The following is a 15,858-nucleotide window of genomic DNA, read 5'->3' as shown; positions in this document are numbered from 1 at the left end:
CTGATCAGATCGTAGGTTCTTGATTTAGTTCCATTGAATTACGCAACAAAGCCACTCCGCGCCACATTGATTGTTTTAATATGAATCCATTCAGCCATTAAGACACAACAAAGCGAATACAATAAAAACGAGCAATATCAATAGACCTTGTACTTCATTATTGAACACTAGCGACTACTCCAACTACAATAATCCATTTAATAATCATTGCTTTACGTATCTATCCGACGTAAGCACACAACCAAAAAAAGGACGCCGTCCTTTTTTTGGCCATAATAAACGTTCGATGAACGATTAGTCAAACACATATTATTTCAATAATGCAATTTTAGGTAACGTACTCAAATTCTGTTTTTTTGAGCTCAGGCCAGATCAAAAAGAGCCTTCCGAAGAAGGCTCCTTTTTAGAATTCTGAATTATACAGCGGCTTGTTTGCGAGACTCTTCTACCTGCTTAGCGCGCTTTTTAAGCGTCAACTTATCGCGGTATGCAAACCAAACGTAAGTCACTACGACCAAGAAGAAAAGGTATGACAATGAGAAAATGAACGGCGATTGAATGATATCGTTTGAGATACCCCAAGAAACACCGATAACGGTCACTGCAATTTTTGCAAAAAAGCCACACATCAATAGCATTAATGCCAACTGTGGGAAACGCGTGCTACGGAATGCCAGCCAGTAACAACTACCAACTGCTAACGCCGCAATATAGAAGCCGAATAGGAAAGAGTGAATATGGTCAGCTGCCGCTACACCACCAGAAATTGACATCAATAAAATTAAAAACAGTTTCATAATACTCGCCTCACCATAGGTTGGAAACGCATCCTTTCAAATTTGGAATCTCAGTTTGCGTACTATTTTCCCATTTTTTTTGTTCAACACAACCCCTCAAGTTGAACAAAATGTAAGCAATGGTGCTAACAAAAACCCAAGTTAACAATCATTTAACATACTGTTTTTAATAAACCTCCGTTAACCCTTGTCTCATATGAATAAAGCGTCATTTCGATTTATTTTGTTACACAAAATTAACCTTGGAAAATATTTAAAATAATTCGTAACTCTGTGATATCCGCACGGGATACGTGGACAATCTGAAATGTGTATCGAAGAATCCCTTAAAAAATAAGCCCGCCACGCTAAAAAGAACAAAATAGAAAGGTATTAAGCACAACTTACAAACCAACAAAAAACAACCCATTAACAATTTTGAGTTTATTTACCGAAAATGGAAAAAGAGATTCCAATCACATTTTTATTGGTTATAATCCGCGCTCTTTTGCGTTGTCTGTTGATAAACGCAAACTAATTTTGAAGAAACAATCACAATAACCCGTCTTTAGTTAAGTGGCTCACCACTGACCAACGACAAAACTGAGAATAAAAATGAGCAAGATTGATAAAGCATCACGTATCCTGCTAGCAGGCTTCTGTATCAACCTTTGTCTTGGCATCCTGTATGCTTGGAGTGTATTTAACAAGGCGCTAGTGACTGAAGCTGGTTGGAGTGCTGCTGAAGCATCTTCACCTTACGCTATTGCAACTATCACATTCTCTGTTTGTCTTCTTGTTGCAGGCATCCTACAAGACCGTATGGGTCCACGTAAGATCCTTATTCTTGGTACAGCGCTTACTGGCCTAGGTATGATTGCTTCTGGTTTCGCTACGACTCCTATGATGCTAAACCTAACGTTTGGCGTGATGACAGGTGCTGGTATCGGCTTCGGTTACGCATGTCTTTCTCCATCAGCAATGAAATGGTTCCACTCTTCTAAGAAAGGTATGGTTAACGGTCTAATCGCTGCAGGCTTCGGTCTTGCTGCTATTTACCTAGCACCACTAACTTCTGCGCTAATCGATAGCATGGGTATCCAAACAAGCTTTATGATTCTTGGTGTTGGTGTACTTGCAATCGCAGTACCTCTAGCGGCAACGATCAACAACCCACCAGCGGATTACACGCCAGCTGAGCCTAAAGTAAAAGAAGGCCAAGCACCTAAAGCGGTTAAGAAGACTGAAGACCTAACGTGGAAAGTAATGCTGAAGACTCCTCAGTTCTACTCTCTATGGATCATGTACGCATTTGCAGCTTCTGTTGGTCTTATGATCATCGGTAACATCACTACGATTGCTAGCGTTCAAGCGAACCTACCAAACGCGGTTTACCTAGCGTCTATCCTTGCTGTATTCAACTCAGGCGGCCGTGTTGCTGCGGGTATGCTTGCAGATAAAATCGGCGGCGTACGTACTCTACTTCTAGCGTTCATCCTTCAAGGCGCGAACATGGCTCTATTCGCTACGTTCAACTCTGAATTCACGCTAATCATTGGTACGGCTATCGCAGCTGTTGGTTACGGTACGCTTCTAGCAGTATTCCCAACACTAACTGCTGAATTCTACGGCCTGAAAAACTACGGTACGAACTACGGCGTGCTTTACACGGCATGGGGTATCGGTGGTGCTATCGGTGCTGCGGTTGTTGGTTATTCAATGACGAATGGCGAAGGTTACGGCCTAGCTTACACAATCTCTGCTGCTATGATGGCCGTGTGTATTGTTCTAGCTATCGTGACTAAACCAATCTCAGAAGCGAAAGCAACAGAACTTAAGCAAGCAAGCGCTTAATTCAGTTCTTGATTGATTAAAAATAGAAAGAGCTTAACCTTAGGGTTAGGCTCTTTTTGTATCAAGCGACTAATCCATTGACGATAGAAACCACTCCTCAGCTCTCCCCTACTTATTATGTCGACAACTTCAATCGACTGATTGAACACGCTCAAACACTCTATCCAGATCTGCTGAGTGACGATGAATGCCGTTGGTTGTCTGAATACAAACGTCTTTCAGTCTCAAGCCAGTGTCTAATGATTCGTTTGCTTTCTCGCAAAGGCTGCTGGTTTCGAAGTGATAAGCTCGACTATGCTGAAATTCCAGATCTGAAAAACGCCCTACAAGAGCTAAACACATCGAACTTCATTGCGTTAAGCCACCCTACCGAACAACATAATCTTGTCATTAGTGATCTCGAATTAGGATTGCATCTACTGACTAAACCAGAGCTGTTCAGCGCATTCCCATTTCTGATGAACAATAAGATAGCGAAGAAAGACGAACTCTTGGCTTTGCTCGATCACCAACCTTTTAATAAGTTTCAAAACTTGTCGTTCGATTGTATTTACGTTGTCAAATCTGAAGTTATTGATGTCTTGCTGCTACTGTTCTTTGCCAATACTTATCAAGACCTAAGCCAATTCGTTCTTAGCGATCTTGGACTCAACACCTTCGAAAACTACCCATTAAGTAAACAGCGTCGTTTCTTCACCTCTAGAGAACAGCTCAATCAACTGCTCCAGATACGTGATATTCAACGCTTGTATTCAGAAGGGGACCGCAAAGACGGTGAGTTTCTGGAGCTGCTTTTAAATTCGATTCCTGAAGAATCAGAGCACAGAAACATTGCCAGAAAACGATCGCGTTTGATCAATAATATCGCTCGCGATCTAGAAAGGCTCAACCAAAACGATCAAGCTGTCTTTTGGTTCAAACAATCCGTACTTCCTCCAAGCAGAGAACGACTTGCACGCATCTATGACAAGCAAGACGAGCTAAACTTAATGTGTGACATTGTCACGCAAATGAAAGCGAATCCATCAGATGTATCAGAGTTGGAGATCGCGGCTAAGCTTGAAGACAGGCTACTACGGAAACAGGGCCACAAAGTTTCACGAACTATAAAACCGAACTGCAAAGAGATAAAACTGGAATTAGACCTCAGCCAAACGCGAGTTGAACTTGTGGTGAAGCAACACTTGGAAAACCAAGGTTGGGAAGTCTACTTTTCAGAGAACAGTTTTTTATGTGGATTGTTTGGCTTAGCCTTTTGGGAAGTGATTTTCGCAGACGTTGAGGGCGCATTTATCAATCGCTACCAACATCGCCCTCTGGATCTGTACCATTCAAATTTCGTAGACAAACGAGTTGAACAGATCCAGGCTGCGTTTCAAACCATATCCGAGCAAGGACTAAACCAATTGCTTGATATCTACGACCTGAAATACGGTATCGCAAATCCATTCGTTCATTGGAATCATTTCCCTAAAGCACTCATTGAGCACAGTATGGAGGCTATTCCGAACGCCTTAATCGTCGAGCTATTCAAAGTGATATTGAGTGACCTAAAGCTATTTAGAACTGGGATGCCGGATTTGATTGCGTTCAAGGACGATGAATTTCATTGGATTGAAGTCAAAGGGCCCGGCGATAAATTGCAAGATAACCAGTGGCGATGGAGCAAAGAGTTTGAGCGATTGTCTGTTCCATTCTCTGTTTGCTACGTCAATCATTAGATAGTTGCCTAGCTCTAGTCTCTAGTCTCTAGTCTCTAGTCTCTAGTCTCTAGTAAATAACTTACATCAATATCTTATCTATAAAATAGTCAGAACATGAGCTTTTTCAATCATTTTCGATATAATTAGAGAAAATGCCTAATCTTTAATACGTATGAATTTGAAAAAACTCTTCATTTTAGCTTTTGTTAGCGTCTTCTCAGGTTGTGCCGTCTACGCGGGGTTGAACTTCGATCAGCTCTTTGGTGAACAGCAAGTCCGTGATCGCCAAGCGCCGATTCTTTCATCTCAAGCGCAGCATTTCATTGACGAAGTAAAGCCTATCATTGATAGCCGCTGTGTTGTTTGCCACGCTTGTTATGATGCACCTTGCCAGCTAAAAATGTCTTCAGTTGAAGGTATCGACCGAGGGGCGAGTAAGGCACTCGTTTATCAAGGCACCCGTTTAACCGCCTCAGCCCCTACCCGCCTGTTTGAAGACGCGATAACCACACAAGAGTGGCGTGATGCGGATTTTCATCCAGTGCTAAACGAACGTATGCAGAATTCAACGGCTAACCTTGATGCTGGGCTTGTTTCTCGTATGTTGATGCAAAAAGAAAACCACCCTCTTCCAGATCAAACGCAACTTGAAGGCTTCGACTTTTCAACCGATCGCGACCAACAGTGTCCAACCATTGAAGAGTACGCTCAATACGAAAGAGATTACCCGACGTGGGGAATGCCTTATGGCATGCCGAACTTAGATAAAACGGAATACGCGACTTTAATGAGTTGGTTGGAAAACGGCGCGTTAATGAATGACCATATTCCACTGAATGATGCGGAACAAGAGCTCGTTGATATCTACGAGGGCTTTCTCAACAAGAGTGACAATAAAAGCCAGCTTTCAGCACGTTATATCTATGAACATCTGTTTCTATCACACCTCTATTTCTCTGATTTAGCTCAGCCAACACGCTTCTTCACCTTGGTTCGTTCTGCGACGCCTCCTGGTGAAGCGGTTCAACGCATCACGAGTCGTCGACCTTACGACGATCCAAAAGTGGATCGGGTTTATTATCGCCTGATTCCAGAGCAAGGCACCATCGTCCACAAAACACACATGCCTTTCGCATTAAATGAAGAACGCCTGAACAATTGGAACACATGGTTTGTGGATGCTCGTTACGCTGTCAAACAACTTCCTAGCTACGCGATTGACGTCGCGGCGAATCCAATGACTTCGTTTGAAGCTCTTCCGGTGAACTCGCGCTTCCATTTCATGCTGGACAATGCACAAAACACCATCATGGCCTTTATCAAGGGGCCGGTGTGTCGCGGGCAGCTCGCACTCAACGTGATCAATGATAGATTCTGGGTACTATTCATCGATCCTGATAAAGCAGATCTGCCTGAAATTAATCAGTTTTATGCCAACCAGAAGCAAAACCTAAAGCTGCCTAGTGAACTAGAAAGCAACACTGTCCCTGTCACAAGCTGGGTGAGCTACGCGAAGCAACAAGCTCGATACCTTAATGCAAAATCAGACTTCACCAATCAATGGTTTGATAGCGGAGTAAATCTAGACACAGATATCATTTGGGATGGCAATGGCACGAACCCTAATGCCGCGCTTACTATCTTTAGACACTTTGATAGCGCTTCAGTTGTTCAAGGTTTAGTTGGCCCACAACCCAAGACAGCGTGGATTCTTGATTACGCCCTTCTAGAACGTATCCATTACCTTCTCGTTGCTGGTTTTGATGTCTACGGTAACTTCGGCCACCAACTGATTACCCGTATGTTTATGGATTTCTTGCGCCTTGAGGGTGAGAGTAACTTCTTGACCCTTCTTCCAAAAGACGTACGACACATTGAACACTCAAGTTGGTATGAAAACCAAAGCTCACAGTTGAGCGACTACTTGCAGCGCAATATTGCACCTTTTGACCAGCCAACCAACGTGATATACAAAACGACAAATCCTAAGCGTGAACTGCTTAATATGATCAAAGATAAGCTCGCGCCGATCCTCGATAATCGCTTTGATATTGTCGAAACAGGGTTCAGTCGGAAAAACGAAGCTCTGCTCAAACAAGTGAATTTGATTAAGGGAGTTGGTCTGCGTCATGTGCCTCAATTAGTGACGATCATGATTGAAAGCGAGAGCGGCGATGAGCAGCTGTTCACTATGATTCACAATAACGCTCACAGCAACATTTCAAGCCTGTTCAATGAAGAGGGTAATCGAGATTACGCCAATGACGACTTAACACTGGTACGTGGGGTTATAGGTAGCTACCCTGCCGCTTATCTGTCATTAACTGAGCGCGATATACCGACTCTGGTTAAAGCACTGCAAAGCTTGGACACAGAAAAAGATTACGTCGCGTTGCTGGATAAGTTTGCAGTACGACGCAGTTCGCCTGAGTTCTGGCCATTCAGCGACCGAGTTCACCGTTGGTATAAACAAGATCAACCGATTGAGTTTGGTTTATTGGATTACAACCGTTTTGAGAATAGATAGTAAAAATAGATAGCCAGTAGGCGCTAGGCCTTGGTTCTAGCTTTTGAACATTGAGCACATTGCCTCGAGCGTCGGCCATATTGCCTTGAACGTCGGTCATATCACCTTAATCGTCGGCCATATTGCTTGAAATCTTGGTAAGTCTTTCTTAAAGAACCATTGGTACACATGCTATAAAAAATCCTCTGACGAATAGTCGTTCAGAGGATTTTTTATTTGGCTTGCAGATTAGGTATAAGCTTAAAACAGGCTCACATCGTTAAACGGAAACATAGGGTACAAGTGCCTTCAACGAGTCTTTAACTAGTTCCGATAAAGCTTGGTCGTTATCTCGATACTGCAATAATGGTTCTTCGCTTGCTTCAATGCTCTGACACAAGCTGTACAGTGCTGATAGACCCAAACTACCCGCTGACCCTTTAAGTTTGTGTGCCAAGGACTTCACTTCTCGTCCATCATCCGCTTGACTCGCCTCAGCTAATTCATTCAAGGTCAGGACACTGCTTGCATCAAACAGCGCCACGATCTGTTTCATTTTCTCTAATCCAAGAATCGACAGATCACCCTCTATCACTTTGGAATCAATCAATTTCACCGGAGCATCTCCTCGGTCTTGGGAATCAGTTGTATCATATTTAGCATCAATGGTAGCCGTGTGATTAGCCAATACATCTGCCATCAGTGTGGCGTTCCGTTCATCACTGTTACTCTCAATTACGCGTTTATAGTTTTGTTTGCAAACAGCATCATTCGGATCAGGCTGTGGCAACAACAGTGCTTTACCATCGAGTTGAGTAACGATGAGCTGAGAAAGAGCCTCTTTCTCCAACGGCTTAGGCAAGAAACCATCGAACCCTGATGCTAAATAGCTTTCGACTTCTTCATTGAATACATGCGCCGACACCGCCACCATAGGGGGTATATTTATCGGCTCAGCCGTGGACGTTTGTTCTAGAATCGCTTTTAACTGTTGAATCAGCTCTATGCCATCACAATCGGGTAGATTGATGTCTACCAGCGCAATATCAAACGCCTGCTCACTGAATATAGCTCTGGCCTCTTCTCCTGTTGTCGCCATCACAACGTCATGGCCTAGGTTATTCAGAAATCCTTCAGCAACAATGCAGTTAACAGGGTTATCTTCAATCAACAGTACTTTGGCACGGATACAAGCTTCAATAGTCGGTGCTTTCGTTTCAATCTTCTCACCCGCGAACAAAGGTACTGAGAACCAGAATTGGCTCCCTTCACCTTCTTCGGAATGAACACCAATATCACCGTTCATTGCCTGCATGATACTTTTACTGATCGCTAGTCCTAGCCCAGTGCCGCCAGTTTTATTGCGACCACTACCGGTTTGGGTGAATGCATCAAACAGACAAGCTTGCTCTTTGCTATCAATGCCAACCCCCGTATCTGACACTTCAAACATCACTCGATTTTCATCTTCTATATCTAAGCTGATAAAGATATCGACTGAGCCGGTTTCAGTAAACTTAATCGCATTGCCAACCAGATTGTTCAAAATTTGGCTGATTCGTGTTACATCACCACGCCAATAACGTTGTACGTTACTTTCAATATGGAAATCGAAATTAAGTTTCTTCTCAGCAGCACGTCCCTCCATTAGTTGGTAGGTATCTTTAACCATTTGGTAGAGATCAAACGAAGCCGTGCGTATTTCTAAATGCCCCGCTTCTATCTTTGAATAATCAAGCACGTCATTCAAAATGGCGAGAAGATTCTTGCCGCTGCGGTTAATGATATCGGCATAACCCGATTGCAAAGGATCTAGCCCAGTATCTTTAAGTAATCGAGCCGTACCTAATACACCGTTCATCGGTGTTCGTATTTCATGGCTCATCGTCGCGAGGAAGGCGGACTTAGCCCGGCTTGCTTGCTCTGCGGCATTACGAGCCTTAGCGTGATTTTCCACCTCGACATTCAACTTCTCATTGGTTTTTTGCAGTTGATAAGTTCGGTCGGTGACCAATTCTTCTAAGTGTTCTTTATGTTCTTCGAGCTCACGTTTCGCCTTCGCTTCTCCAACGGCTACCACTTGTAGCGCCTGTGCCGTATTTCTCGCTGTAATAATAGCCTCACCCATATGAGCCAGTTCATCATTACCTTTAACCGAGATATCGATATTCAGACGCCCCTGAGCGATAGACATCAAAGCTGAAGAGTATTCAGTAAGACGTTTAACCACCGAGATATAAACAACTCGCCACACAATAACGGCAACGATAACCAAGCCAATAACCGAAATCACCGACAACGACCATTGAGCTAGATTCAGCGTGCTAGTCAGCTCATCAACCGCTTTTTTGGTACTTAGATTCGAATCGTCGATCAATTGGTTAACCGTTGTATTCAGTTGCGAAAACAGCTCCAGCGTATTTTGCATCAGAAATTCAGATTTTTTGGTGTTCTCATATTGTTCTAACGATATATCGAACACGACTTGGCGTTTTCTTAATTCTTCAAGAAGCTGAGACATCTGCGCTGAACGAGTCGGGTCTTCGACCGCTTTCACACGGCGCGCCATAATTCTTAGATTAGATTCAAACTCAGATTGGATTTGATGAATACGTTCAACGTTAGTGACAGTCTGCGTTTCTTCAATTTGATTAAGCATTTTGTACGCCAACAAATGTAATTCATGCAAGCGTTCAGACAAATCAAGGTCTACCTCAACAAGCGCATCTAAGGCTTGGTAGGCTTTATCAGTTTGCTTGGTTTCTAGTAGATCATAAATGTGTGTAACGTTGGCAACTGCGATGGTGGCCGTGTTCAACACTTGGGTTCGGGTTAGCTGTTCTAGCTCTTCCGCAAGTAGACGCATCTCTTCAACGCGAGAAGACAGTTCCTTGTTTAACCAAAGCTTACGTTCAACTGACACGCCCAACTCAGCCAGTGTATTAATAACACTTTGGACATTGTTTTCGAGTTTATTAAGAAGTTGGGAATCAAAGCTGTCGACGCCAAGTTCTTTGATATGCTGAAGAAGCGACTCAAGTTGACCGAACAACATAGTGCCCGCTTCTTTTCTTTCTGCTTCATTTCTCGCATTAGAAAGCGTTTGTACCGACGAAATAATACGGTTACTCAACTCAGATACTTGACGAGCTTCGATCATGGCAGGAAGAGCAGAATCGACGACGTTTCTTTCAGTCTTTGCTACAAAGCTAAAACCAGAAACACCGATCAATGCAGACAATAAAACCAACAGGGCCATCACTAAGAATGAGGCCAGTAGCTTGCGTCCAATACTCGCTGAAGCTAACAACATAAACTCTAAACCTTAAAACGTTCTTCTTTACCCATGCAGAATACGCTATATTTTGCAGTGTTTCTTATCTAAAACCAATAAAACGGCAATTCATGCTATCTAGACCTTTAACTTCAAAAATTCTTCTCTCATTACTAGCATCATTCACCACTGTAGCAAGTGCTAGTGAGCCTTTGAGCCCAATAAAACCGGCAGAAGCCACATCACAAAAAGAAAAAATTTGTGCCATTTATCCGCACCTAAAAGACTCTTATTGGTTATCGGTTAACTACGGAATGGTCTCAGAAGCAGAAAAGCAACAAGTCGAACTTAGAGTTTTGGAAGCTGGCGGTTACCCCAACGTCGCTAAACAAGCCTCACAACTGGTGCTTTGCACGCAATGGGGGGCTGATGCCATTATTTTAGGCACCGTTTCGCCTGACGCTTACCATGAGAACCTGACCAACTGGGTCGGAGCAACCCCTGTGTTTGCCACAGTCAATGAGTTAACCGTCAACAAAGAGCAACAAAGAGTATTAAAAGGCACGGTCGGTGTCGACTGGTATCAAATGGGCTTCCAAGTCGGAGAGTTTTTGTCGAAAAGACATCCAAAAGGGTCAGGAGAAACACCTATCGCCCTACTACTTGGCCCACAAGCAAGCGGTGGCACTAAACCTGTGGCACTCGGGTTTTATGATGCAATCAAATCGAGCGATATCAAAATCGCGATCAGCTATTGGGCAGACAACGATAAAGAACTGCAAAGAAACTTGGTACAACAAGTCATCGAACAACCGGATATTCAATATATAGTCGGAAGTGCAGTCGCGATTGAAGCTGCGATAAGTGAACTAAGAGCTGCGGGTAAAACCAAAGATATTGGGTTAATTTCAAGTTACTTAAGTCACGGAATTTACCGCGGTTTGCTTCGTAACAAGGTGCTTTTTGCACCAACAGATAAAATGGTTGAACAAGGTCGCTTGTCGGTAAAGCAAGCCACCCATTACTTGCGTGGTCAACCTTATGAAAAACATAGCGCACCCATGATTGAGGCACTGACACCCGCAACACTCAAAGATCAAATTATCGCTGACTCATTGTCACCTTCTGAGTTTCGCCCGGTATTCAGTGTGAATCCTTAGTGCTATATTGACTAAAGAACTCAAAACAATAAAAACGAATCAATCATTTAGGGAACATCCATGCAAAAAACGACGCGTACTATGCCAACGCATAAGAATATCGCTTTGGTCGCTCACGACCATTTCAAACCTGAGCTATTAAGATGGGTCAAAGAGAACAAAGAAAAACTACAAAAGCACTTCCTTTATGCAACGGGCACGACAGGTTCTCTACTCAGTAAAGAAACAGGCTTAGCGATTAAGAGTATGATCAGTGGCCCAATGGGCGGTGACCAACAACTTGGTGCGCTTATCTCTGAAGGCAAGATCGATATGATGATTTTCTTCTGGGACCCATTGAATGCTGTACCACACGACCCGGACGTAAAAGCACTACTTCGCATAGCAAGTGTTTGGAACATCCCTGTAGCCACCAACCGCGCTACCGCTAACTTCCTGTTTAACTCTTCACTGCTTGAAGAAGAAGTGATCATTGAGATCCCAGATTACGAAGCATACTTGGCAGAGCGCACATAATCACACGTTAAATTGAACACACTAAAGAGCCTGCATTATGAACTGCCCCCAATAGTTGGACACCAATTATTGGGGGCTTTCTGTTTTTGTAATCTGCTCTTTTGAGCCACAAAAAAGCCTTGCTAGTTTCGCAAGGCTTCTCTTATTTCTCATTACTCTAAAATCTAACCGCTATTTTTCTTCGAAGCGCTTCGCTAAGTGATAGAACTCATTCACTTGCTCTTTTAGCTCTGTGGAGTGGTCTTTCACGGAATGTGTTGCAACCAAGTTTTGCTCTGCGGTGGATGCAATAGACTGCATATGCAGATTTACTTCGCTCGATAGTTCACGTTGTTTATGAGCAGAGCTTTCAACAGATTGCATCAATTCATTCATCGATTGCATTAGATTTTCAACTTCAGATAAACGCTCTGCGCTCACCTTCGCAACATCACCGCACGCGTCGGTTTGGTCTCTGTTCGCCAGGATATCTTTCTGCCAGCTTTCAATCGTAGCCAGCATAGTATCGATGCTCTCTTTAATCTGAACTGTGGCCTTTGACGTTCGACCAGATAACGCACGTACTTCATCGGCAACAACGGCAAAGCCTCGTCCTTGCTCGCCTGCTCTTGCCGCTTCAATCGCAGCGTTAAGTGCCAACAAGTTAGTTTGTTCAGCGATTCCACCAATCTCTTCCATTATCTTGCTCACGCTTTGCGCTTGGTCGCTCAATTGGTAAGTCGTGTGCGTCGCTTTCTCCGCCTGAGATGCCAAGTTTTCAAGGTTACGATGGGTTTGATCAATGCTCTCTTTAGCACCAGCACAAGTTTGCAAGGTAACATCGACAATCTGGTGAGCTTCTTCTGTACGAGAAGAGACTTCATTGGCGGTCACCTCAACCTCTTCAGTTGCTTCACGTACCTGAAGAATATCTTTTGTCTGCTGATCGAGCGCTTCAGTGACTTGGTATGACGTCGCATTAAGGTTATCAGCTAAATCTTGCAATGGTTTCGCTGAGTCTGTCATACGGCCTAACACAGTGCGAATTCGGGCAGACATCAGCTTGAGATGAAAATCGGCAACAGAGAACTGACTGTTACCTGAGTAGACAAGGCGACTGACACTATCGAATTTAGATTGCAGTTTTTTCAACTGTAATGGAGTATCAATGAGCTCTTGTCGGAAAAGCAGTGCTAGAGCAGAGACAGGAAGAAGACTCAATATCCACTGCGATGCTTGCCCTACTTCTACAAGATTTGAAATCAGAGGCGCAGCCAAAGAGCCAAGTAACACTGCGTAACGAACACTGTCACTGATCTGTAGTGACCATTGGCGACCTGACGTCTCAGCTTTCAACAAGCTTTGATAGGCCTTATCCGCAACTTGCACCCACTCGCTTTTCGGCTTAACACGAACAGACTGATAGCCACTCACCTTCCCGCCATCATAAATAGGGGTAACGTAAGCATCAACCCAGTAGTACCCACCGGATTTAGTTTTGTTTTTTACGATCCCGCGCCACGCCTTGCCTTGTTTTAGATTCACCCACATATCGGCAAAAGCCGCTTTAGGCATATCACCATGCCTAACAATATTATGGTTTTGCCCAAGTAATTCATCTTGGTTGTATTCTGCAATGCGACAAAAAGCGTCATTACTATAGGTAATCACACCTTTAAGGTCAGTAGTTGAGACAAGTTGTTCATTTTCGCTTAAAAGCGTTTCACGAGATTGAGAAGGAGAGCTGGCTGTCATTATATTAACTTTTGTTAACTATTATTGTAGCCGAGGAATATATACAATTATTAAAGTTCTTACAAAATGCGAACGTAACATTTTGTGTAAATGACTGCTATTTATACAAAAATAACCAATGCACCTCACAAAACTCTAAACGCTAAGCCTCTTCCCTAACTATTATGCCTTTGATCTAATTATTCACACCTCTATCTGGCTAAAGGTCATGACTCATCTAAGTTAACTGCAGTGGTAAATTTCACTGTTCTCATAGAGACGGAGGTATGGAACTTGCGAATATTCAGATCTTTACGTAATACTCGCTCAACAAAGTCTTCGTAAGCTTGAATGTCTGTGACCGTAACAATCAACATAAAGTCAAAGCTGCCTGATATCTGATAGCACTGAGTGACCTCTGACGCCTTAGAAATAGAATGGCGAAAAATTTGATAGATATCCCCTCGGTCGCGCTCCATTTCAACGGACACAACTAGGGTCATCTTGCTGCCAGTAAGCTCAGGGTTAATGATCGATACATCACCGACTATCACGCCCTCTTGCCTCAATCGTTTCACTCGCTTTAAGCAAGCAGGAGGTGATAGCCCTACGATCTCGGCTAACGATTGATTAGGGATCCGGTTATTCTTCTGAAGCTCAACCAATATGCTTCTATCTATACGGTCTATTTCCATAATTTCTTAAACCATGATTTTTTGACTGATAATTTCTTACTTTACGACAATTTAAAAATCACGGGTAATTTTATAGGTTATTTTTGAAATCATAATCACAACAATCGCGGTAAGATCTTTTTATACAACACAACGAGTTATGGTCGTAACAATGAAATCAACCTATCAATTTTTCAAAGAGCTCCTCAAAGAAATCTTCTATGTCACTTCGACGCTTTTCCGTATCATGATTCCAATAATCATATTGATAAAAGTCGTCTAAGAGCTTGGCGGCATAATGATTCTTAGCGAATGGCTAAGCCCTATAATGGAAAGCGTCGGATTACCCAAAGAAATGGGTCTAGTATGGGCAACTACCATACTCACCAACATCTATGCCGGGCTAATTATCCTTATTAATTCCGATGTTCCCTTAACGGTTGCTCAAGCTTCAATTTTAGGCAGCATGATGCTCCTTGCTCACTCATTGCCAATTGAAGGCGCTATTGCCAAAAAAGCAGGTGTTAGCTGGCTGGCTACCCTATCGGTGAGAGTGGGTGGAAGCTTAGTGCTGGCATGGCTACTCAACCTCAGTTATCAATACGGAGACTGGCTCAACTACCCAGCAACCGTGCTTTGGCAACCAGAAGTATCTGGAGACACGAGTTATCTTGGTTGGGCTATTGAACAGCTCAATAACTTTGCGGTTATCTTCATGGTAATCTCAGTACTATTACTGTTACTCAAAGTTTTAAAGATTCTCGGCATTGAAAAGCTCATGGCAATATTGTTAAGACCGTTCTTGAGGCTGCTAGGAATCAGCAAAGACGCAACAAACCTAACAATAATAGGAATCACGCTCGGCCTTTCGTTTGGTGGCGGCTTATTAATCAATGAAGCCAAGAAAGGGCATATCTCAGCAAAAGACGTATTCACCGCAATCATGCTGCTCAACTTGCTCCACAGTTTAATTGAAGATACGTTGTTGATCCTACTCATCGGGGCTGATTTCTACACGATATTTTGGGGAAGGCTTGTATTCTCGGTGTTAGTTGTCGCTGTGATATCACACGTCATTAAGCGCATGAATCCAAGCACTTGCGAACGGTATTTTTATCGCGATGTCTCTCAGTAATAAGTAAATCGCCAACAAGAATAAAAGGAAAAGAACTCAAATACGGGTTCTTTTTTACGACTTGGTACTCCTATCACCTCCGCTATTTTTAAATTTCACGCCCTTGAAACACTGAAAATCATTCTCAACACCCTAATTATTGATATTTCGTGTGAAAATAATTTCAGCACAGGTATTTACTAATAACTCAATTATTAAATGCAATGTTTAAACACAGAGAATATAAAACGCATCTTATTACTTATAACTCCATACCTTGTATAAAGTACTCTCAAGATAATAATCACTTCCCAACCAAGATTATTAAAATCCAAAATATCAACTATTCATTCAACAAAATTCATTAAATAGCTGATAATAAAATAAATAACGACCATTATTTGATATTAACTTTAAATGTTGAAATCGGAACGAACAATTGCTTGTAATAATTATCTATTTGATTGGTTAATTTTATAAATATATTTTGTTACATAATCAAAACTGATGGCTCTCGGCGTTTTTCAAGGTAGTTGTCATCATTCGCTTGTTTACTAAGCAGCTTCTC

At 42.7% G+C, this 15,858-nt stretch carries 10 protein-coding genes and 1 pseudogene; 6 read left to right on the top strand and 5 right to left on the bottom strand.

What is annotated here, in order from left to right:
• Positions 1–416 precede the first annotated feature (416 nt).
• A complete protein-coding gene (locus tag AB6E08_RS20205) occupies positions 417–797 on the bottom strand; it encodes a hypothetical protein (protein WP_012600906.1) in 381 nt (126 codons plus the stop codon).
• 594 nt (positions 798–1,391) lie between these two features.
• On the opposite strand from AB6E08_RS20205, the gene AB6E08_RS20200 reads away from it, so the two are divergent.
• The 3 genes from AB6E08_RS20200 (at position 1,392) to AB6E08_RS20190 (ending at position 6,860) form a co-directional block, all read left to right on the top strand.
• A complete protein-coding gene (locus AB6E08_RS20200; protein WP_009844864.1) occupies positions 1,392–2,630 on the top strand; it encodes an OFA family MFS transporter in 1,239 nt (412 codons plus the stop codon).
• A 56-nt stretch (positions 2,631–2,686) separates the two neighbouring features.
• Positions 2,687–4,351, top strand: a complete 1,665-nt coding sequence (locus AB6E08_RS20195) for a VRR-NUC domain-containing protein (RefSeq protein ID WP_372067386.1) — start codon at positions 2,687–2,689, stop codon at positions 4,349–4,351.
• Between the two features lie 154 nt (positions 4,352–4,505).
• On the top strand, positions 4,506–6,860 hold the full coding sequence (locus AB6E08_RS20190) for a fatty acid cis/trans isomerase (RefSeq protein WP_371707295.1): 2,355 nt from the start codon (positions 4,506–4,508) through the stop codon (positions 6,858–6,860).
• Between the two features lie 259 nt (positions 6,861–7,119).
• Here AB6E08_RS20190 and torS read toward each other — a convergent pair whose 3' ends face one another.
• Complete coding sequence (gene torS, locus AB6E08_RS20185; RefSeq protein ID WP_372067383.1) at positions 7,120–10,152, bottom strand: TMAO reductase system sensor histidine kinase/response regulator TorS; 3,033 nt, start codon at positions 10,150–10,152, stop codon at positions 7,120–7,122.
• A 64-nt stretch (positions 10,153–10,216) separates the two neighbouring features.
• Positions 10,217–10,381 carry a hypothetical protein gene (locus tag AB6E08_RS20180; protein WP_372067380.1) on the bottom strand — a complete coding sequence of 55 codons (165 nt, stop codon included), beginning with the start codon at positions 10,379–10,381 and terminating at the stop codon, positions 10,217–10,219.
• On the opposite strand from AB6E08_RS20180, the gene torT reads away from it, so the two are divergent.
• Together torT and AB6E08_RS20170 are read left to right on the top strand one after the other, a co-directional pair.
• Positions 10,326–11,273, top strand: coding sequence for a TMAO reductase system periplasmic protein TorT (gene torT / locus AB6E08_RS20175; RefSeq protein ID WP_240797169.1), 948 nt, complete (start codon positions 10,326–10,328; stop codon positions 11,271–11,273). The genes AB6E08_RS20180 and torT overlap by 56 nt on opposite strands.
• Positions 11,274–11,333: 60 nt before the next feature.
• Positions 11,334–11,789 (top strand): methylglyoxal synthase, encoded by a 456-nt coding sequence (locus AB6E08_RS20170; protein WP_009844869.1) that lies wholly within the window; start codon positions 11,334–11,336, stop codon positions 11,787–11,789.
• A 171-nt stretch (positions 11,790–11,960) separates the two neighbouring features.
• On the opposite strand, the gene AB6E08_RS20165 is transcribed toward AB6E08_RS20170, so the two are convergent.
• Together AB6E08_RS20165 and AB6E08_RS20160 are read right to left on the bottom strand one after the other, a co-directional pair.
• Positions 11,961–13,523, bottom strand: coding sequence for a PAS domain-containing methyl-accepting chemotaxis protein (locus AB6E08_RS20165; protein ID WP_017102544.1), 1,563 nt, complete (start codon positions 13,521–13,523; stop codon positions 11,961–11,963).
• A gap of 206 nt (positions 13,524–13,729) precedes the next feature.
• Positions 13,730–14,197: an Lrp/AsnC family transcriptional regulator gene (locus AB6E08_RS20160; RefSeq protein ID WP_135384215.1), complete on the bottom strand. Its 468-nt coding sequence runs from the start codon at positions 14,195–14,197 to the stop codon at positions 13,730–13,732.
• 151 nt (positions 14,198–14,348) lie between these two features.
• Between AB6E08_RS20160 and AB6E08_RS20155 the strand changes: the two are divergent.
• Positions 14,349–15,311, top strand: a pseudogene (locus tag AB6E08_RS20155) (hypothetical protein).
• The last annotated feature ends 547 nt before the right edge of the window (positions 15,312–15,858 follow it).

Origin of the sequence: Vibrio sp. 10N.247.310.24 (genome assembly GCF_041467175.1) — a bacterium.
GTDB classification, from domain to species: Bacteria; Pseudomonadota; Gammaproteobacteria; order Enterobacterales; family Vibrionaceae; genus Vibrio; species Vibrio tasmaniensis_A.
The sequence above is the reverse complement of the archived record's forward strand: the minus strand, read 5'-3'. Positions and strand labels throughout refer to the sequence as shown.